We start from the raw sequence: 19,186 nt of genomic DNA, 5'->3' as shown, positions 1-19,186 counted from the left end.
ACGCCCTCCTCCCGCCGCCTGCGGTCACCCTGCGAGCAGGGCCGCCAGCTCGCCGAGGTTCGGGACGTCGCTGCCGTCCTTCTCCATCGACTCCTGGATCCGGCGCATCCGCACGATGAGCGAGGACTCGTCGAGCTCGACGTCGTCGTAGGTCAGCGTGTGGTCGACCGGCACGTCGTGCTTGAGCGTCGCGCCCGCGAGCACGCCGAGGGGCACGAGGTTGTCGCGGGCGAAGTCCTCGGCCGGGTCGATCAGGCCGCGGACCATCATGCCGCCGATGCCGTCGATGCGCTCGCCGGCCTTGAGGGCGCGCTTGGCCTGCGCGCCGACCTCGGCCGTCCAGTGCTCCGAGGTCAGGCTCGGGCGCTTGTCGAGGACGATCTCGTAGACCGTCAGCGGCGCCTCGATGCTGGCCAGGTGGTAGGGGCGGTAGAGGGCGAAGTAGGGCCCGTCGCCCATCTGGAGGTAGGTCATCTCGTGGTGCACGTAGGGGTCGTCGGTGCGGATGATGACGAAGACGCCGGGGGCGACGTCGCCGGTGCAGTAGTCGACGACGCCGGCCTGCTCGATGATGCCGCCGTCCTTCGCGAGCGCGAAGGTCTCGTGGAGGGTGGCGACCGACGACGGCGGGCCGTGCATGCCGCGCTTGCTGACGCCCAGGCCGGTGGTGTTGGCCAGCGACGCCATCTCGATCATGGCCTTCGAGCCGTCGACGAAGCTCGTGAGCATCTTCGGGTTCATCTGCTTCTGGGCCGCGCGGTCGGCGAGCGACTCCGGGGTGGCGTAGGGGTCGAGCGGGTTGTTCTTGCCCTTGCCGGCGCAGATGACCTCGAAGTTCAGGTCGCGCGCGTAGTCGACGAGGATCTTGGTCTCGACCGGCTCGTCGCCGCGGCAGACCGAGTAGACCGCCTCGGACTCGTCGGCGAGCTGGGCGAGGTAGCGGCCGACGGTGACGTCGGCCTCGACGGTGAGGGTGGCGACGCTGATCCCGGCGGCGAGCGCCTGGACGGCGACGGACACCGCGACCTCGGGGACGCCGGTGGCCTCGACCACGACGTCGAGCGGCAGCCCGGCGAGGCGGTCGACGCTGGTGAGCGCGACGCTGCCGCCGCCCTCGATGACGGCGACGGCGGTGGCCGTGTCGGCCGCGTCGGTGGGGGTGATGCCGGCCTGGGTCAGCGCCTCGACGGCGCGCTCCTGCTGGACGTCCAGCACGGCGGACAGCGTTATGCCGGGCATCCGGAGCAGCTGGGCGGCGAAGCCGCGACCCATCTGCCCGGCGCCGACGAGGCCGACCCGCAGGGGGCGACCCGTCTCGTCCAGCCGGTGCTGGAGCCTGTCTCGGTAGCTCATGAGTGGTCCTGTTCGGGGGTGTTTTCCTGCCGGGTGATGCGGAACGCGTCTCCCGTGGCCAGGAGGGGGATGGGGCCCTTGCGGACGCAGACGTCGCCGGGCAGCTTGGCCTCGGTCAGGCCGTCGGCCTTGATGTCCATGTGGCCCAGGTTGAGGAGGTTGTCGCGTACGACGTCTCCCACCGCGAGGACCTCGAGGGTCTCCTCGCCGAGGTGGACGAGGTCACCGGGGCGGGGGCCGTCGTCGCAGACGGTGACCCGGTGGAGGACCGAGATGTCGTGGAGCTCGGCGGGGGCGTGGTCGCCGAAGAAGATGAGGATCCCGTGCTCGAGGAACGCGGGGACCTGCTCGCCCACAGCGGTCACCGTGGTGTCGTAGACCGTGGTGGTGCCGGTGCTCACGTCTCCTGCACGTCCTCGGGCTTCACGCCGGAGACGAAGAGCTCCTCGGTGATGAACTGCGCGAGCGGGCCGGCCGGGCTGGTGGCGTGCACGTCGACCGTGAGCACCTTCTTCATCGGGTAGACGCCGACGCGGGCGGTGCCGCCGCAGTCGATGACGGCCACGGCGATCTTGTCGAAGGGGGCCGAGGACTTGAAGCCGTCGAAGGCCTGGCCGCCGGTGAGGTCGGCGATGCGCTGGGCGACGGGGTGGATGCCTCCGCCGGTGATCGAGGCCACCAGGGGACGGTCGTCGGTCGGGAGGACGGTCAGGGGACCGCCCCAGCCGCCGCGGCCCTTGCTGACGACGACGGACTTGTACTCGCTCATGACTTCTCCTAGGGGTTGGGGGGAGGGGGTCGAGTCGGGTGATCAGGGGGTGGTGGTCCGGCCGGCGGGGTCGCCGGCCGGACCGGGTGGATCAGCTGCTGCTGCTGTAGAGGCCGAAGCTCGCGAAGTAGGCGATGACGACCGACAGCGGTCCGGTGACCAGGCGGGAGATCAGGACGGCGGGGACGCCGACCTCGACGGTCTCCGGCTCGGCCTCACCGAGGGCCAGGCCCACGGGGATGAAGTCGCAACCGACCTGCGGGTCGATGGCGAACAGGGCCGGGAGGGCGTACTGCGGGGGGATGTCGCCCTCGCCGATCCGGGTGCCGAGCACCACGCCGACGACCTGCGCGATGACGGCACCGGGGCCGAGCACCGGCGAGAGCACCGGCAGGGCGCAGAAGACGCTGATCGCGAGCAGGCCCACGAGGCTGCCGGCCAGCGGCTCGATCAGGTGCGCGAGCCAGTCGCCGAGACCGGTCTCGTTGATGATGCCGATCAGGACCGCGATGAAGGCCATGAAGGGCAGGATGTTGCGGATGACGGTGTCGATCGTGTCGCGGCCGGCCTGGTAGAGGGTGCCGACGACACCACCGACAGCGGTGCCGATCTTGACGAGGACCTTGTTGATCCCGTCCATGCCGCCGCCGGACTTGGTCTGGGTGGTGGTGCTCATGCCGAGACCTCCGCGTTGCTCGTGCGGCGGGCCAGCATGCGCGTGGTGATGATCTCGGTGAGGACGCCGCGGATGAAGATCACGACGAGGCCGACGATCAGGTAGCGCACGGCCAGGTCGCTGGTGTTGAGGCCGAGCGTGGTGATGCCGGCCGCGATGCCGAGGTAGACGAACAGCTCACCCGCGTTGGCGTGCGGGAAGATGCCGGTGATCGGGTGCACGAAGCTCACCGCGGAGTCGTAGAAGGCGGGCTTGTACTTCTCGGGGAGGAAGCGGCCCATCGTGTACGCCATCGGGTTGGTCAGGAAGAACACCGACAGCACCGGCAGCAGCAGGTAGCGGACCGGGTAGTACTGCAGCCCCGGTCGCGCGGCGACCTCGCCGAGCTTGTCGATCTTCTCCGGGCCGATCATCCGGATCAGCGCGTTGACGAAGGTCAGCAGCACGATCAGCGTCGGGATGATGCCCGTCACGAGGCCCACGAAGGTCTCGCCACCGGCGTTGAAGATGCCGATGAACCAGTTGGCGGCGTCGGCGAGGGCGCCGAAGACACCGGTCGGCGGGTCGACCGTGGGGGTGTCGGCGGCCAGCGGGAGGCCCGCCAGCGCCATGGGGGTGAATGGCATGATTGCTCCTGTCGAGTCGGCTCTGTGGTGAACCTGGTCGTGATGCTTGCCCGGCATCTCTCTCACCGGCGGACGTGATCCGCTCGATGTCTGACCCACCGTCCGGCCCCGGGCTCCACCCCGGGGCGGGTCGGTGGTGTTGCTGCTACACCTCGGCGCGGACCGACGTGCGTGCTGCGCCGTAGAGCTCCGCTGCCTGGCGTGCGGCCAGGCGCTGGGACGGCGAGACGTGGGGGATCGCGCGGTCGCCGCGAACGACGGAGACCTTGAGGTCGAAGAGCCCCGGGAGGGGCTTGGACCGCGCGAAGGTGGTGAGGCCGCCGAGGGTGATCGCGTCGCGGACGATGCCGTCGGGGTCGATGGCGATGGCGACGAACGAGCGGCGGCCCTTGTAGCGGTTGCCGCCGACGCCGACGCTCACGGTGCCCTTCGTGCGCAGGGTGCGGACGTCGTCGTTGAAGGCCATGGACTGGCGGTAGGTGAAGAAGATCTGGACCAGCCAGCCCGCCACGAGGGCGGCGATGATGATGAATCCTGCGTGCACGTCAGTTGCCTCCGTGGGTGGAGCCGGAGCCGGCAGCGCTGAGCACGCTGCGGGCGAGGGCCTCGTCGCAGACGAGGGAGTCGATGATGCGGCCGCGGAGGGCGCCCAGGACGCCGGGCGCCTTGGCGCGACCCGAGGCGACGCCGACCACGTTGGGGATCTCGAGCAGGTCCTCGAGGCTGATGCCGAGGACGCGGTCGTCCACGCCTCCGCGGATCGGGGTGCCCTGGGCGTTGTAGTAGCGGGCGGCGACGTCGCCGACCGGCTCGTGGCTCCAGAACTCGTCGCGCTCGGCAGGGCTGAGGCTCAGCGAGTCGAGGATCGCCGACGACGAGCCGTGGGTCGGGGTGCCGACCCCGATGAAGGCGATGTCGGCGCTCTTGGCGTCGTCGAGGGCGTCGGTGATCGACGGCTCGGCGAGCAGCGCGTCGCGGGAGGTCGAGCTCTCCAGCGTCGCCGGCGCGTGGAGGAAGCGGTACTCCGCGCCGAGCCGCACGGCGAGCTCGCGCACGAGCTCCTGGCCGCTGATCTCGTTGCTGATCGACGACAGGCCGCCGACGAGCTGGACCAGGGTCACCCGGTGGTGCTCGTGGTCGGCCGTCGTGGCGTAGACCATCGACTGCAGGGCGTGGCCCCACGACATCGCGACGGTCATCGAGTCCTTGAGCTCGTCGAGCAGGAGGCGCGCGGCCTGGGTGCCGACGGCGTCCTCGACCCGGAGGCCGGGGACGTTGCGGGTGTGGGCGACGCGGACCTCGCTGAGGCCGAAGGTCGTGCGGAGCTCGTCCTCGAGCTCGTGCACGCGGCCCTCGGGGTCGTTGATGCGGATCTCGACGATGCCCTGGCGCTGCGCCTCGGTGAGCATCCGGGAGACGTTGGAGCGGCTGGTGCCGAGCGTGGCGGCGATCTCGGCCTGGGACCGGTCCTGCTGGTAGTAGAGGCGCGCTGCTGCCAGCAGCGTGGCCGGGTCGCGTGGGGCTGGCATCGTCACCTCCGTGCAGATAGGTCGTCACATATGATCGGGCTGGAGCAATGAAAGCCTGTGGCGTCGGTCACGTCAAGACCCCCGGCCGAAGTTGTGGCAAGCCTGTGGAGATCGGCGCGACGCACGACGCCCCCGCACCCGGGTCGGGTACGGGGGCGTCGCGGTGCGGGGCCCTGCGGGGTCGGTGGACTAGGCCAACAGCGCGTTGAACCGTGCCGCGAGGTCGTCGGGGCCGGTGAGCCCGGCCAGGAGCGTCTCGTCGAGGTCGGGTGCCCGGAGGAGCCCGATCACCCGTCCGAGGAGCGGCACCTGGGCCTGCGGGTCGGTGACGAAGAGCATCAGCACCAGACGGGCCTCGATCGTGCGGTCCCGGCTGCCCATCTCGCCGAAGACGAGTGGCGAGCGGGGCACGAGCGCGCCCAGCGCGGGCCGCGCGACGTGCTCGGCGCCCACGTGCGGGATCGCCGCCGGCACGGGGAGCGGGAGCCCGGTGGGGTACTCCTCCTCGCGCGCCAGGACCGCGTCGACGTACGACGGGTGCGCCACGCCCTCGGCCACGGCGCGCTCGGCCAGGAGCCGGATCGCGGCCCCGGCGTCGGCGACGTCGGCGTCGAGCACGCAGAGCCCGGCCTCGAGCGAGGCTGCCGTCATGCGGCGGCCCCGGCGGTCTCCTGCTGGGCCTCGGCGGCGTCGCGGCGGGCCACGATGCGTCGTACGACGAAGGCGAACGCCAGGGCGACCACGAGCATCACGATCGCGGCCACCGGCCCGAGCTCGCCCATCCCGACCAGCAGGCCGGTCAGCGGGTTGGCGCCGTCGACGAGCGAGGAGATCCGGTTCGACCCGGAGACGTTGTCGAAGCCCGAGGCGAGCGCGACCGAGGTGAAGGTGCCCGAGATCGCGGTGGCGATGAACAGTCCGCCGCCGATCGCGATGGCCCCGCCGATGACCGAGCGGACGATGTTGCCGCGGAAGAGCGGCACCATCACGGCCACGATGAACGGGATCGTGGCGAGGTCGACCAGCGGGAGGACGCGGTTGCCCAGGGGTGCGAGCAGGATCGCGACGAGGAGCGTGACCGGGACCAGGATGAGCGACGTCGCCACCACGGCGGGCTGGCCGGCCGCGATCGCGGAGTCGAGGCCGATGTAGTAGCGGCGGCCCGGGAAGCGCTTCTGCATGAAGGTGCGGGCGGACTCCGAGACGGGGACCAGGCCCTCCATGAGGATCGCGACCATCCGCGGCAGGATCACCATGACCGCGGCGACGGTGATGCCGAGCGTCAGGATGGCGATGGAGTCGGCGCGCGGGTCGTCGAACCCGTAGCCGGCGAGGCCGATCACGAGGCCGATCACCAGGCCGAGGAACATCGTCTCGCCGAACAGGCCGAAGCGCTTCTGGATCGAGGCCGGGTCGGCCTCGAGCTTGTTGAGGCCCGGGATCTTGTCCATCAGCGAGTTGAGCGGGATCGCCAGCAGCGCGTAGGGCGCCGACGTCATGTGCGGGAAGGAGATGTCGGGGAACCCGAAGTACTTCTGGATCATCGGTGCCGAGAGGTCGGCCAGGGCGAGGGTGATGATCATCGCGATCCCGGCGCCGAACAGCCCCCACCAGAAGCTGTCCATGACCACGGCCACGAGCGCGCCGCCGAGGGCGAAGTGCCAGTAGTTCCACAGGTCGATGTCGAAGGTGCGGGTCAGGCCGGTCAGCAGCAGCACCACGTTGAGCGCGAGGCAGAACGGGATGATGACGGCGCCGACCTTGGAGCCGAACGCGATCGCCGCGCTCGAGGGCCACCCGACGTCGACGATGTCGAGGTTGACGCTGAGCCGGGTGGCGAGCTCGGTGGCGGCGGGGCCGATCGAGCTGCCGAGGAGGCCGATGACGAGGTTGACGCCGATGAAGCCGACGCCGATCAGGATGCCCGAGCGCAGGGCGCGGCCGGGCTTCTGGCCGATCGCGATGGCGAACAGCGTGATCAGGACGGGGAGGACCACGGCGGCGCCGAGGTCGGTGATGTAGGAGGAGAACGCTTCCATGGGGTGCCTGTTCTGACGGGGGACGGGAACGTGGCCCGAGCCGGGGAGGGGCTACTGCAGGTGGGAGACGACCTCGGCCAGGGCGGCGTCCTGGCCGATGCCGGTGAGGAACGCGAGGCCGGCGACCACCGGCACGGTCACCGTGTCGGGGACCGCGGTGGTGGCGACGATGAGGTCGACGTCGGGGGTGCCGTTGACGAGGTCCATGACCTTGCCCTGGCTGATCTGGGCGTCGATGCCCTGGCTGGCGAGGTGGTCCTTGATGCTGCTGGCGACCATGGTCGACGTGGCGACTCCGGTGCCGCAGATGACGAGGATCTTCTTCATGTGGTGCCTTCCTGGCTGGGGGACTGGTGGGTGAGGAGGCTGCGGGCGAGGCTCTCGTCGCAGACCAGGGCGTCGACGTGGTGGCCGAGCAGCGCGCCGTGCACCGCTGCCGTCTTGTCGCGGCCCAGGGCCACCCCGATGACGAGCGGGATCGCGGCCAGGTCGTGCAGGCTGACGGAGATGACGCGGTCGTCGACGGGCCCGTCGACCGGGGCGCCGGTCGCGGTGAAGTAGCGCCCGGCGAGGTCTCCGACGGGCTCCTGGTCCCAGAACGCACGGGCGTCGGCCGCGTCGAGGGCCAGGGACTCCACGACGGCGGCCGAGGAGCCCGAGGCGGGCGTGCCGATGCCGACCAGCGCGATGTCGCAGCTGCGGGCGGCCTCCAGCGCCTGCGCGACGCTGGGCTCCTCGCGCAGGGCCTGCGCGGCCTCGGGCGAGCCGAGGGTGGCAGGTGCGTGCATCAGCCGGTAGGTGCCGCCCAGGGCCACCGCGAGGGAGCGGGCGAGCTCCTGCCCGCTGACCTCGTTGCCGATGGCCGACATGCCACCGAGGAGCTGGACGACGGTGACGTCGTGGTCGCGGTCGGTGCTCATCGCCTCGACCGAGGCGTGGAGGGCGCGGCCCCACGAGATGCCCACCGTCGTGGACTCCCCGAGCTGGTCGAGCAGGAGCCCGGAGACCAGGGCGCCGACGCGTGAGGCGGTCTCGCCCGCGTGCGGGTTGCGCGCCGAGACCCGGACCTCGCTGAGCCCGAAGGCCTGTGCGAGCCGGCGCTCGAGGTCGCGGACGCGTCCGCTCGGGTCGTGCACCTTGATCTCGACGATGCCCTGCCGCTGGGCCTCCTTGAGCATGCGGGAGACGTTGGGGCGGCCCGTGGACAGCAGCTCGGCGATCTCGGCCTGCGACTTGTCCTCGAGGTAGTAGAGCTCGGCGACCCGCATCAGGATGGCGGGATCGCGTGCGGCGGGCATCGGCACCTCCGTGCTTATGGGTGGCACGGGAGTGCCTAGGCGGGAACCGTAGATGTGATCGGGGTCACGGTCAAGAGCCACAGCGGGCGCGCGGACGGAGGTCCGCGCGCCCACCGGGAGGGTCGGCTCAGAGGCCGCCGGAGAGCCGCCTCGAGAACGCCTCGAGCAGCTGGGCGCCGTGCGCCCCGTCGGCCACCCGGTGGTCGACGGTGAGGCCGGCGTTGACGGTGAGCGCGACACCCAGCCCGCCCGGCACGGCGACCGGCCGCTGGGTGATCGTGCCCAGCGACAGCACGCTCGCCTGCGGCGGCGTGAGCAGCGCCTGGAACTGGTCCACGCCCAGGCCGCCGAGGTTGGACACCGAGCCGTTGGCCACGCCCATGTAGGCCGGGTCGAGCTTGCCCTTCTGGACCTGCGCCACCACCGAGCGCACCTCGGCGTCGACGTCGGCGATCGGCCGCGCGTCGGGCTCGAGGAACGTCGGCACCATGAGCCCGCGCTCGGTGGCGACCGCGAGCGCGATCGCCGGCGGGCCGGCCTCGGTGGGTGCGTCGTCCTCCCAGCGCGACAGCAGCTCGGGCACGTCGCGGAGGGCGGCGGCGTACGCCCGCAGGAGGACGGTCGTCCACGAGACGCCGTTGCGCACCGCGTTGGCGGTGTCGAGGTGCACCTGGCGCCAGACGGTGAACTGCGGGATCGCCGCGGTCGGCACCATCTTGCGCGCGACCGCCCGGCGGACCGCGATGCGGCGGTCGTCGGTCGGCCTCGGCGCGCTCGCCGCCGCCGGTGCGGCTGCGACGGGAGCAGGCGCGACGGGAGCGGGCGCAGGGGCGGCAGGGGCGGGGGGTGCGGGTGCGGCGGCAGGGGCAGCCGGCGCGGCTGCCGGCCGTACGACCTGCTCGACGTCCTCGACGCGCACCAGTCCCTCGGGGCCGGTCGGCGTCACGGAGGCGAGGTCGACCCCGTTGTCGCGGGCCAGGGCCCGGGCGCGCGGCACAGCCGGCACGATGCCCGTGGCGGCGGGGGTCGCCGGCTCGGGCTCGGGTGCCGCCGCGACCGGCTCGGGCTCGGTCGCGGTCACGTCGGCGTCCGGCTCCGGGGCAGGGCCGGCGAGCAGGTCGCCGAAGCCACCGCCGGTGTCCTCGCCCTCGACCCAGCCGATGGGCTCGCCCACCTCGACGGTGCCGGACTCGACGACGATCTCGACGAGGGTGCCGGAGACGGTGCTCTCGACCTCCATGTCGACCTTGTCGGTCATCACCTCGCAGACGACGTCGCCCTCGGCGACCTCGTCACCGACGCGCACCATCCACTCGTTGACCTCGCCCTCGGTCATCGTCATCGACATCTTGGGCATCCGGATCGCGAGCCTGGCCATCAGGACTCCTTCATCATCGTCTTGGCAGCCTCGACGATGTTGTCGACCTGCGGGACGGACGCCTTCTCCAGCTGCGGGGCGTAGGGGATCGGCGCGTCGAGGCCGCTGAGCCGGCGCACGGGCGCGAGCAGCCGGTAGATCGTCGGGGACTCCGCGATCCGCGCGGAGAGCTCCGCGGTGAAGCCGACGTGGCCGGGTGCCTCCTGCACGAGCAGCGCGCGGCCCGTGCGCGAGACGTCCTCGTGGATCGGGGCGTCGTCGAGGGGGGTGAGGGTGCGGGGGTCGATCACCGAGACCTCGATGCCGTCGGCGGCCAGGATCTCGGCGGCCTCGAGCGAGCGGGAGACCATGACGCCCGTGGCGACGATCGTGATGTGCTCGCCGCGGCGGTGCACGGCACTCTTGCCGAGGGGGACGCGGACGGCCTCCTCCGGGACCGGGCCCGAGGTGCGGTAGAGCAGCTTGTGCTCGAGCACGATGACCGGGTTCGGGTCGTCGATCGCCGAGAGCAGCAGGCCCTTGGCGTCAGCGGCGGTCGCCGGCATGACGACCTTGAGCCCGGGCACGTGGGCGAACCACGCCTCGAGGCTCTGCGAGTGCTGGGCGGCCGCACCGGTGCCGGAGCCCAGAGGCGCGCGCAGCACCATCGGCACCGACATCGCACCGCCGAGCATGTAGTGGATCTTGGCGGCCTGGTTGACGATCTGGTCCATCGCCTGGTTGGTGAAGTCGGAGAACTGGATCTCCACGATGGGGCGCATCCCGGCGAGCGCCGCGCCGACGGCCGCGCCGACGATGCCGAGCTCGGAGATGGGGGTGTCGCGGATCCGGTCGGCTCCGAAGCGGTGGTAGAGGTCGCCGCTGACGCCGAAGGCGCCGCCGTAGATGCCGATGTCCTCACCGAGCATGAAGACGCGCTCGTCGGCCTCCATGGCCTGGCCGATGGCCTCGCGGACTGCCTCGGAGTAGGTGATGACGCGGTCGGTGCCGGTCTCGTTCTGAAGGGTGCTCACGGGGATGTCTCCTGTGTCTGGTCGCGGGTCAGGCGCGGGCGAAGACCGCGTCGAGGAGGTCGGACGGGTCGGCGTCGGGTGCGGCGTTGGCCTGGCGCACGGCCTCGCGCATGTCCTCCATGGCCTGGGTGCGGATGGCCTGCACCTCCTCGTCGGTCAGCAGGCCGGACTCCTTCACCTGCGCCTCGAAGCGGAGGATCGGGTCCTTGGCACGCCAGTCGGCGATCTCCTCCTTGGTGCGGTAGAGGTTCTTGTCCGACTTGCTGTGGCCCTTCCAGCGGTAGGTCAGGTTCTCGACAAGCGTGGGGCCCTCGCCGGCGCGGGCACGGGCCACGGCGGTGCTGACGGCGTCGTGCACCGCGTCGAGGTCGTTGCCGTCGACGGTGACGCCGGGGATGCCGTAGGCCGCGCCGCGCTCGGAGATGTTCTCGATGGCGAAGGACTTCTCGGTGGAGAAGGACATGCCGTACTTGTTGTTCTCGCAGATGAAGACGACCGGGAGCTTCCAGATCGCGGCCAGGTTGACCGCCTCGTGGAAGGCGCCCTCGTTGGCGGCGCCGTCGCCGAAGAAGCAGGCCACGACGCGGTCCTCGCCGCGCATCTGGAAGGCGAGCGCCGCACCTGCGGCGATCGGGATGCCGCCGGCGACGATGCCGTTGGCGCCGAGGTTGCCGGTCGCGGTGTCGGCGATGTGCATGGAGCCGCCGCGACCGCGGCAGTAGCCGGTCTCCTTGGCGAGCAGCTCGGCCATCATCCGGGTGAGGTCGGCGCCCTTGGCGATGCAGTGGCCGTGGCCCCGGTGGGTGGAGGTGATGGCGTCGTCGGTGCGCAGGGCCAGGCACGCGCCGGTGGCCGAGGCCTCCTGGCCGATGGAGAGGTGCATCGTCCCGTGCATGAGGCCGCGTGCGAACAGGTCGTCGACGGCCTCCTCGAAACGACGGATGGTCCACATGGTCAGCAGGGCGTGCGCGGCGGTGTCGTGGTCCGTGCCGGGGGTGGCAGTCATGCGAGCTCCTATATGCACATATGTGCTTGTGGTCGTCACGTTTGACCCGATGGTAGGTGACGGCTGTCACCGGGCGCAAGGGTCCGGGCGTGCCGGATCGGCCCCGGGGCGCGCGGCATCGTGGCGGCGCGCGGCCGCGCGCGGGCCGGGCCGGAGCGCGTACGCCGCCGGGGTGGCGGGACGTGTCAGCCGGTGACGAGCGCGGTGGCGATGGCGGCGACGCCCTCGCCGCGACCGGTGAGGCCGAGGCCGTCGGTCGTGGTGGCGGAGATGCTGACCGGTGCGCCGACCGCGGCGGAGAGCGCCTCGGCGGCCTCGGCGCGACGGGGGCCGAGGCGCGGCACGGTGCCGATCACCTGCACGGCGACGTTGCCGATCTCGAAGCCGGCCCCGCGCACGCGGCGGGCGGCCTCGGCCAGGAGCGTCGCCCCGGACGCGCCGGCCCACTGGGGCTCGGACGTGCCGAAGTTCGAGCCGAGGTCACCCAGCCCGGCGGCGGAGAAGAGGGCGTCGCACGCGGCGTGGGCGGCGACGTCGGCGTCCGAGTGGCCCTCGAGACCGGCCGGCTCGTTCGGCCACGCGAGCCCGGCGAGGTGCATCGGGACCCCGGCGACCAGGCGGTGCACGTCCGTGCCGATGCCGATCCGGGGTGAGGTCACGCGGGCATCATGCCCGACGCGCAAGAATGGTCCGATGACCACCCGTGCGCACTGGCGGCTGGCCGGCGTCCTGGCTGGGCTGGCCGGCCTGGCGACCAGCTACGCGACGGCGATGATCTTCACGATCCGGGAGTCGCCGGTCGTCGCGGTCGCCGAGCTGGTCATCCGGCTCACCCCCGGATCGGTCGCCGAGCGGGCGATCCAGGTCCTCGGCCACCTCGACAAGCCGGTGCTGGTGACCGGGGTGCTGGTCGTCGTGCTCGCCGCGTTCGCGTGGGCGGGGTCGCTGGCTCGCCGGGCCTGGTGGCGCCCCCTGCCGGTGTGGGTCGCGCTCGCCGCGGTCGGGCTGGTGTCGGTCCTGGCGCAGCGGGGCGCGGGCCTGGTCGACGTGCTCCCGGTGGGGGTCGGGCTGGTCACCTGGATCGCCGTCCATGCGGCACTGACCGACGCCCTGCACCGCGGCGTGCTGCGTCCCGACCTCGAGTCGCGCGAGCGGCGCGTGTTCCTCCTCGTCGCGGGCACGATCGGCATCGCCTCGCTCGGCATCGCGGTCGCCGGCCGCGTGGTCGGCGCCGGTCGTCGCCAGGTCGAGACCAGCCGCCAGCTGCTCCGGATCCCCGGCGTGACCCGCCGACCCGCCCCGCCGGCGACCTCGCTCGGGCTCGCCGGGATCAGCCCGTGGCAGACCCCCAACGACGACTTCTACCGGATCGACACCTCGATCACCGTGCCCACGATCGAGCCCGACGCGTGGTCGCTGCGCATCCACGGCCGGGTCGACCGGGAGGTGACGCTCACCTACTCCCAGCTCGTCGCGCGCCGGCTGACGGAGTCGTGGATCACCCTCAACTGCGTCAGCAACGAGGTGGGCGGCGACCTGATCGGCAACGCCCGCTGGAGCGGCGTACGCATCGCCGACCTGCTCGAGGGCCTCGGCGTGAGCGCGGAGGCCGACTGCGTGCTGCAGACCTCCCACGACGGGTGGACCTGCGCGACCCCGCTGGCGGCGCTCACCGACGACCGCGACGCGATGCTCGCGGTGGCGATGAACGGCCGTCCGCTGCCCATCGAGCACGGCTTCCCCGTGCGCACGGTGGTGCCGGGGCTCTACGGCTACGTCTCGGCCACGAAGTGGGTGGTCGACATGGAGGTCAGCACGTTCGCCGACTCGGTCGGCTACTGGACGACGCGCGGCTGGTCGGCCGAGGGGCCGGTGAAGATCGCCTCGCGCATCGACGTCCCGCGCTCCGGCGACGACGTGGCCGTCGGCCCGGTGGCGATCGGTGGCGTCGCGTGGCACCAGCACACGGGCATCTCGCGGGTCGAGGTCCAGGTCGACGGCGGCGCGTGGGAGCCCGCGGAGCTCGGCCGGGTCCCGTCCGACGACACCTGGGTGCAGTGGGCGCTCACCGTCGACCTGGACGAGGGCGACCACGAGGTCCGGGTCCGCGCGACCGGCAAGGACGGCGAGACCCAGACCAGCGTCGTCGTGCGGCCCGACCCCGACGGCGCCACCGGGTGGCACACCATCGAGGTGACCGCACGCTGAGGCGAGCTCCCGGCGGCTAGCTGTTGCGGATGACGTACGCCGTCCCGCCGGAGGCCGCGATCCAGATCCGCTCGAGCTGCGCGCGGTCGTAGACCCGGCGCACCTCGGCGTCGGTGGCGCCGGCGGGGTCGTTGACCACGACGTCGCCGTCGGCCTCGAAGCCGACGATGACGAGCAGGTGGCCGTTGCTGGCCGAGATCGGCGCGCCGGTCAGCTGGTTGCGGCCGAAGGCGATCGACACGACCAGCGGCACCCCGGCGGCGATGTAGTCCTCGGCCTCGCGCAGCCCGCTCATCCGGGTGACGTAGGAGTCGCCGGCCACCAGCGTGGCGGCGTAGGCGGTGTTGAAGGCCCAGTTGCCGGTGCCGCGGTAGCCGTGGTCGTAGACCATCTTCGCGGTGTGGTCGACGACGGCGTCGACGTGACCGGCCGCGATGCCCGTGGGGGCGGGGGCGATGCCGTAGTAGCCCAGGACCATCGCGGTGGAGGTCGCCGAGCACCACGCCTCGCCGCCACCTCCCCACTGCGGGTAGTGGCCGGTGTGCACCATCTGCGACAGGGGCGGGACGTCGAGCACCGTGCCCACGCCGGGGCCGGGGACGGACGTGGGCCGCGGGGTCTTCTCGCCGGCCGAGGCGACGGCGCCGACGCGCTCGAGGGTCACGGCGTTGGTCGATCCCTTCGGCCGCATCAGCGTGACCCGGACCTGCCAGGCGCTGATGGTGCTCGCGGCGGTCCAGGTGTCCACGTTGACCGAGCCGAGGTCGTCGGCCTGCCCGGAGTACGTCGTCCGCCTGACCGGGCGGTTGGTCCGGGACCAGTCGGCCATGGTGTCCCAGCTGCCGGTGCGACCGTCGCTGCCCTTGGCGCGGACCTCGACGCGGACCATGCTCCGCCCGGGGGTCGAGGCCTCCCAGGTCGGGACCAGCGACGTGGCGCCGAAGCCGGGGGTGGCCCAGGGCGAGGTCCAGGTGCCGGCCTCGTAGGCCCGGCCCGCGACGGTGCGCGGCTTCGCGGCGCGCACCGAGACCAGCCCGCGGCCGAGCTTGAGGCCGCTGCGCGTGCCCGCCTTGAAGTCGGCGTACGTGCTCCACGACGTCAGGGCGACCTGCGACGCCGCGCGGGTGCGTACGACGTCGTGGTCGGACGCAGTGGCCGGCGCGGTGAGCCCGCCGAGCAGCAGGGTGGCGGGAAGGGCGAGGGAGGCGACGCGTCGGAGCACCGGTCGACGATAACCCGCGAGGTCCCACACGTCACAGGAGTCACAGGATCCGTGGCTGCGTCCGTCGAGTCGGGGGATCGCCGATCCGCCCCTAGACTTGCGCGGGTGACACTCAGGCTCCACGACACCGCCACGCGCGAGACGCGCGACTTCGTCCCCCTCGTCGAGGGCCGGGCAGGCATCTACGTCTGTGGGCTCACCGTGCAGTCCGAGCCGCACGTCGGGCACGTGCGCTCCGCGGTCAACTTCGACGTGCTGCGGCGCTGGCTCTCCGCGACCGGCCACGAGGTCGACTTCATCCGCAACGTCACCGACATCGACGACAAGATCCTCACCAAGTCGGCCGAGCAGGGCGTCCACTGGTACGCCCTCGCCGCCGCGATGAAGCGCGAGCTCGACAAGGCCCTCGCGGCCATCAACGTGCTGCCGCCGACCTACGAGCCGGGCGCCACCGGCCACGTCCCGGAGATCGTGGAGCTGACCGAGGAGCTGATCGCGAAGGGCCACGCCTACGCCGCCGAGGACGGCAGCGGCGACGTCTACTTCGACGTGCGCAGCTGGCCGGCCTACGGCGAGCTGACCCGGCAGAAGGTCGACGACATGGAGCCCGCCGGCGACGCCGACCCGCGCGGCAAGCGCGACCCGCGCGACTTCGCCCTGTGGAAGGGATGGAAGAAGGAGTCCGAGCCGCAGACCGCTGCCTGGCCGTCCCCGTGGGGTCCCGGTCGTCCGGGCTGGCACATCGAGTGCTCGGCGATGGCCGGCAAGTACCTCGGCCCCGCCTTCGACATCCACGGCGGCGGTGTCGACCTCCGCTTCCCGCACCACGAGAACGAGCAGGCGCAGTCGCGTGCCGCGGGCCGTCCGTTCGCGTCGTACTGGCTGCACAACGCCTGGATCACCACCGCCGGCGAGAAGATGAGCAAGTCGCTCGGCAACTCGCTCCTGATCCCCGAGGTGCTGAAGCGGGTGCGCGGCCAGGAGCTGCGCTACTACATGGTCGCCGCCCACTACCGCTCGCACGTCGAGTTCAGCTTCGAGGCGCTCGACGACGCCGCGACCGCGTTCCGGCGGATCGAGGACTTCCTCGACCGCGCCGCCCCGGTCGTGGGTGAGTGGTACGCCGCCCTGCCGGACGCGTTCGTCGCCGCGATGGACGACGACCTCGGCACCCCGGCGGCAGTGGCCGTGATCCACGACTCCGTGCGCGAGGGCAACCGGCTGCTCGCGGACGGTGCGTCCGAGGCGCTCTCCCAGAAGTTCGGGGAGGTCCTCGCGATGCTCGACGTGCTCGGCCTGAGCCCGGCCGACGAGGCATGGGCGACCGGCGGCTCCGACGACAAGCTGACCGAGGTCGTGGACGCCCTGGTGCAGGGCCTCCTGGCCGACCGGGCGGCGGCGCGCGAGGCGAAGGACTGGGCCCGCGCCGACGCCATCCGAGACCAGATCAAGGCGGCCGGCGTCGAGGTGGAAGACACCCCGACCGGCCCGAAGTGGAGTGTGTAGGAATGGCCGGGATTTCGAGACGGGCGCTGCGCGCCCTCCTCAATCACCGAAAGGGGTCACTCCGTGGCTGGTAACTCTCAACGCAAGGGCTCGATCAAGAAGACCGGCAAGGGCAACCCCACCGCCGGCTCGGGTGGTCGCGTCCGTCGCGGGCTCGAGGGCAGGGGCCCGACGCCGAAGGCGAAGGACCGGCCCTACCACCAGGCGCACAAGGCGGCCAAGCGCACCGAGCGCGCCAAGGAGACCCGTCCCCGGCGGCGTACGTCCTCGGACGCCGAGTGGGCGGCCGGCCGCAACTCCGTGCTCGAGCTGCTCCAGGGCGGCGTGCCCGTCACCGCGGTCTACGTCGCCGAGGGCACCGAGCGCGACGGCCGGATGCGCGAGGTGTTCAAGCTCGCCGCCGAGCAGGGCCTGACCATGCTCGAGGTCACCCGCAACGAGATGGACCGGATGACCAGCGGCGCGGTCCACCAGGGCCTCGCCGCCCGGCTGCCGGCCTACGAGTACGCCCACGCCGACGACCTGCTCGAGCGGGCCGACGAGGCCAAGGAGCCGGCGCTCATCGTCGCGCTCGACTCGGTGACCGACCCGCGCAACCTCGGCGCCGTGATCCGCTCGGCCGCAGGCTTCGGTGCGCACGGCGTCGTCATCCCGGAGCGGCGCGCGGCCGGCATGACCGCCTCGGCGTGGAAGACCAGCGCCGGTGCGGCCGCCCGCCTCCCCGTCGCGCAGACGGTGAACCTGACCCGCCAGCTGAAGGCCTACCAGGACGCCGGCTGCATGGTCGTCGGCCTCGCCGCCGACGGCGACCTGTCGCTGCCCGAGCTCGTCGCGCCCGGTGGCCTGGCCGAGGGCCCGCTCGTCGTGGTCGTCGGCTCGGAGGGCAAGGGCCTGGGCCGGCTCGTGTCCGAGACCTGCGACCAGGTCGTGTCGATCCCGATGGCCGGCCAGCTGGAGTCGCTCAACGCCGGCGTGGCAGCCTCGGTCGCCCTCTACTCGATCTCGCAGGCCCGCCTGCAGTGAGCACCTGATGGGCCGCCGCCGTCGCCTCGTGGCGGGCATCGTGGTCGTGTGCCTGAGTGTGCTGCTCGGGGTCTCGGTCGCGGTCTCGCTGTTCCTCAACAGCAGCCGGACGACCGTGCTGGTCGGCCACGACACCGTCGTGCGCCCGACGCTCGAGCGCGACGCGGTCGTGGAGACCGGCCCGCTGCTGCCGGACTTCCGGTTCCGCGACGTCGGGCCGGTCGGGGTGACGCTCGCCCTCGGCAAGACCGAGGTCGGCTCGATCGAGGAGCTCGTCGAGCGCTACGCCTACATCGCCGGCGACCCGACCGCGCCGGTCGGGAAGGTCGAGGACGTCGTCGTCGACATGGCCGTGTCGGCCGCGCTGCGCGGGCTCGGCGTCGGGCTCGTGCCGATCGCGTTCTACTTGCTGCTCGGCCGGCACCGCCGTGGCCAGCTCTTCCGCGGGCTGCGCACGCGCAACGGCATCCTGGCCCTCGCCCTGCTGCTCGCGCTGCCGGTCCTCGTCTGGCAGCCGTGGGAGGCCGACGAGGAGACCCAGGAGGACCAGGGGACCTGGCAGACGCTCGCCGAGCTCGCCGGCCCCGACGTGACGCTCCCGGCGGAGACGCGCGGCATCGAGGTGCGGACCGGACCGGTCACGACCGAGAGCAAGAAGCTCGTGCTGAGCGCGGTCGACACCTACGAGAAGAGCAAGGAGTTCTACTCCACGGCAGCCGAGGGTGCCGCCGACCTCGACGTCCGCCAGCCCGAGGAGGGCGAGACCGTGGCGCTGCTGGTGACCGACCGTCACGACAACATCGGCATGGACCGGGTGGCCCGGGCGATCGGCGAGGCGGCCGGTGCGACCGTCGTGCTCGACGGCGGCGACGACACCTCGACCGGCCAGCCGTGGGAGGCCTTCAGCCTCGACTCGCTCGCCGCCACGTTCGAGGAGTGGGAGCGCTTCGGCATCGCCGGCAACCACGACCACGGCACCTTCGTCAGCTCCTACCTCGCCGACAAGGGCTGGACGATGCTCGACGGCGAGGTGGTCGACGCACCCTGGGGCGGCACGCTGCTCGGCGTGGACGACCCCCGCAGCAGCGGCCTCGGCAACTGGCGCGACGAGTCGGGGCTGAGCTTCACCGAGGTCGGCCTCCGCATCGCCGACGCGGCCTGCGCCGCCGAGGACGACGGCGAGCGGGTCAGCACGATCCTCGTCCACGACGCGAACCTCGGCCGCGAGGCCCTGGCCCGCGGCTGCACGGACCTCGTGCTCGGCGGGCACACGCACGTGCAGGCCGGCCCCGACGCGGTCGAGGGCGAGGACGGCGAGGTCGGCTACACCTGGACCAACGGCACCACCGGCGGGGCGGCGTACGCCATCGCGCTGGGCAGCAAGCCGCGCCGCGACGCCGACGTCAGCCTGGTGACGTACGCCGACGGGCGACCGGTCGGCCTGCAGTGGGTGCGGCTGCGCACCGACGGCTCCTGGCTGGTGGGGGACTACTCCCCGATCGAGCCGGGCTGAGCGAGCCGGGCTGAGCGAGCCGGGCTG

The 19,186-nt window shown here is 72.3% G+C and carries 20 protein-coding genes; 4 read left to right on the top strand and 16 right to left on the bottom strand.

Annotated features, from left to right (window positions below):
- Nucleotides 1-24: 24 nt before the first annotated feature.
- The 15 genes from EUA93_RS03150 to ispF all read right to left on the bottom strand — a co-directional run bounded on the left by EUA93_RS03150 (nt 25) and on the right by ispF (nt 12,346).
- Complete coding sequence (locus EUA93_RS03150) at nt 25-1,353, bottom strand: NAD(P)H-dependent oxidoreductase (RefSeq protein ID WP_129398660.1); 1,329 nt, start codon at nt 1,351-1,353, stop codon at nt 25-27.
- A complete protein-coding gene (locus EUA93_RS03145; protein ID WP_129398658.1) occupies nt 1,350-1,754 on the bottom strand; it encodes a PTS glucitol/sorbitol transporter subunit IIA in 405 nt (134 codons plus the stop codon). Before EUA93_RS03145 ends, EUA93_RS03150 begins: the two co-directional genes overlap by 4 nt.
- Nucleotides 1,751-2,122 (bottom strand): PTS glucitol/sorbitol transporter subunit IIB, encoded by a 372-nt coding sequence (locus tag EUA93_RS03140; RefSeq protein ID WP_129398656.1) that lies wholly within the window; start codon nt 2,120-2,122, stop codon nt 1,751-1,753. Before EUA93_RS03140 ends, EUA93_RS03145 begins: the two co-directional genes overlap by 4 nt.
- A 91-nt stretch (nt 2,123-2,213) precedes the next feature.
- A complete protein-coding gene (locus tag EUA93_RS03135; RefSeq protein ID WP_129398655.1) occupies nt 2,214-2,798 on the bottom strand; it encodes a PTS glucitol/sorbitol transporter subunit IIB in 585 nt (194 codons plus the stop codon).
- Entirely contained in the window at nt 2,795-3,424 is a 630-nt protein-coding gene (gene srlA, locus EUA93_RS03130; RefSeq protein WP_242497216.1) for a PTS glucitol/sorbitol transporter subunit IIC, read from the bottom strand. Before srlA ends, EUA93_RS03135 begins: the two co-directional genes overlap by 4 nt.
- A 145-nt stretch (nt 3,425-3,569) precedes the next feature.
- Complete coding sequence (locus EUA93_RS03125; protein ID WP_165355039.1) at nt 3,570-3,968, bottom strand: transcriptional regulator GutM; 399 nt, start codon at nt 3,966-3,968, stop codon at nt 3,570-3,572.
- Nucleotide 3,969: 1 nt separating this feature from the next.
- Nucleotides 3,970-4,953, bottom strand: coding sequence for a sugar-binding transcriptional regulator (locus EUA93_RS03120; protein ID WP_129398651.1), 984 nt, complete (start codon nt 4,951-4,953; stop codon nt 3,970-3,972).
- 189 nt (nt 4,954-5,142) lie between these two features.
- A complete protein-coding gene (locus EUA93_RS03115) occupies nt 5,143-5,604 on the bottom strand; it encodes a PTS sugar transporter subunit IIA (RefSeq protein ID WP_129398650.1) in 462 nt (153 codons plus the stop codon).
- A complete protein-coding gene (locus tag EUA93_RS03110) occupies nt 5,601-6,992 on the bottom strand; it encodes a PTS galactitol transporter subunit IIC (protein WP_129398648.1) in 1,392 nt (463 codons plus the stop codon). Before EUA93_RS03110 ends, EUA93_RS03115 begins: the two co-directional genes overlap by 4 nt.
- A 51-nt stretch (nt 6,993-7,043) precedes the next feature.
- Nucleotides 7,044-7,319, bottom strand: a complete 276-nt coding sequence (locus EUA93_RS03105; protein ID WP_129398646.1) for a PTS sugar transporter subunit IIB — start codon at nt 7,317-7,319, stop codon at nt 7,044-7,046.
- A complete protein-coding gene (locus EUA93_RS03100) occupies nt 7,316-8,290 on the bottom strand; it encodes a sugar-binding transcriptional regulator (RefSeq protein ID WP_129398644.1) in 975 nt (324 codons plus the stop codon). The genes EUA93_RS03105 and EUA93_RS03100 overlap by 4 nt, the downstream gene beginning before the upstream one ends.
- A gap of 127 nt (nt 8,291-8,417) precedes the next feature.
- Nucleotides 8,418-9,668, bottom strand: coding sequence for a dihydrolipoamide acetyltransferase family protein (locus tag EUA93_RS03095; RefSeq protein WP_165355038.1), 1,251 nt, complete (start codon nt 9,666-9,668; stop codon nt 8,418-8,420).
- Nucleotides 9,668-10,681 (bottom strand): alpha-ketoacid dehydrogenase subunit beta, encoded by a 1,014-nt coding sequence (locus EUA93_RS03090; RefSeq protein WP_207208592.1) that lies wholly within the window; start codon nt 10,679-10,681, stop codon nt 9,668-9,670. The genes EUA93_RS03095 and EUA93_RS03090 overlap by 1 nt, the downstream gene beginning before the upstream one ends.
- Nucleotides 10,682-10,709: 28 nt before the next feature.
- On the bottom strand, nt 10,710-11,687 hold the full coding sequence (locus EUA93_RS03085) for a thiamine pyrophosphate-dependent dehydrogenase E1 component subunit alpha (RefSeq protein WP_129398640.1): 978 nt from the start codon (nt 11,685-11,687) through the stop codon (nt 10,710-10,712).
- Nucleotides 11,688-11,872: 185 nt separating this feature from the next.
- Entirely contained in the window at nt 11,873-12,346 is a 474-nt protein-coding gene (ispF, locus tag EUA93_RS03080; RefSeq protein ID WP_129398639.1) for a 2-C-methyl-D-erythritol 2,4-cyclodiphosphate synthase, read from the bottom strand.
- 34 nt (nt 12,347-12,380) lie between these two features.
- Here ispF and EUA93_RS03075 point away from each other — a divergent pair, with 34 nt between their 5' ends.
- The gene (locus tag EUA93_RS03075) at nt 12,381-13,895 is read left to right on the top strand and encodes a molybdopterin-dependent oxidoreductase (protein ID WP_129398637.1); all 1,515 of its coding nucleotides are present in this window, start codon (nt 12,381-12,383) and stop codon (nt 13,893-13,895) included.
- A gap of 16 nt (nt 13,896-13,911) precedes the next feature.
- Here EUA93_RS03075 and EUA93_RS03070 read toward each other — a convergent pair whose 3' ends face one another.
- The gene (locus tag EUA93_RS03070) at nt 13,912-15,117 is read right to left on the bottom strand and encodes a peptidase C39 family protein (RefSeq protein ID WP_129398635.1); all 1,206 of its coding nucleotides are present in this window, start codon (nt 15,115-15,117) and stop codon (nt 13,912-13,914) included.
- A gap of 105 nt (nt 15,118-15,222) precedes the next feature.
- On the opposite strand from EUA93_RS03070, the gene cysS reads away from it, so the two are divergent.
- From cysS to EUA93_RS03055, 3 genes are all read left to right on the top strand, one after another.
- Nucleotides 15,223-16,623 carry a cysteine--tRNA ligase gene (gene cysS, locus EUA93_RS03065; protein WP_129398633.1) on the top strand — a complete coding sequence of 467 codons (1,401 nt, stop codon included), beginning with the start codon at nt 15,223-15,225 and terminating at the stop codon, nt 16,621-16,623.
- 63 nt (nt 16,624-16,686) lie between these two features.
- Nucleotides 16,687-17,646 (top strand): 23S rRNA (guanosine(2251)-2'-O)-methyltransferase RlmB, encoded by a 960-nt coding sequence (gene rlmB, locus EUA93_RS03060; RefSeq protein WP_129398631.1) that lies wholly within the window; start codon nt 16,687-16,689, stop codon nt 17,644-17,646.
- 7 nt (nt 17,647-17,653) lie between these two features.
- Entirely contained in the window at nt 17,654-19,159 is a 1,506-nt protein-coding gene (locus tag EUA93_RS03055; RefSeq protein WP_129398629.1) for a metallophosphoesterase, read from the top strand.
- The last annotated feature ends 27 nt before the right edge of the window (nt 19,160-19,186 follow it).

Source organism: Nocardioides oleivorans, assembly GCF_004137255.1.
In the GTDB taxonomy this organism is placed as follows: domain Bacteria; phylum Actinomycetota; class Actinomycetes; order Propionibacteriales; family Nocardioidaceae; genus Nocardioides; species Nocardioides oleivorans.
The sequence above is the reverse complement of the archived record's forward strand: the minus strand, read 5'-3'. Positions and strand labels throughout refer to the sequence as shown.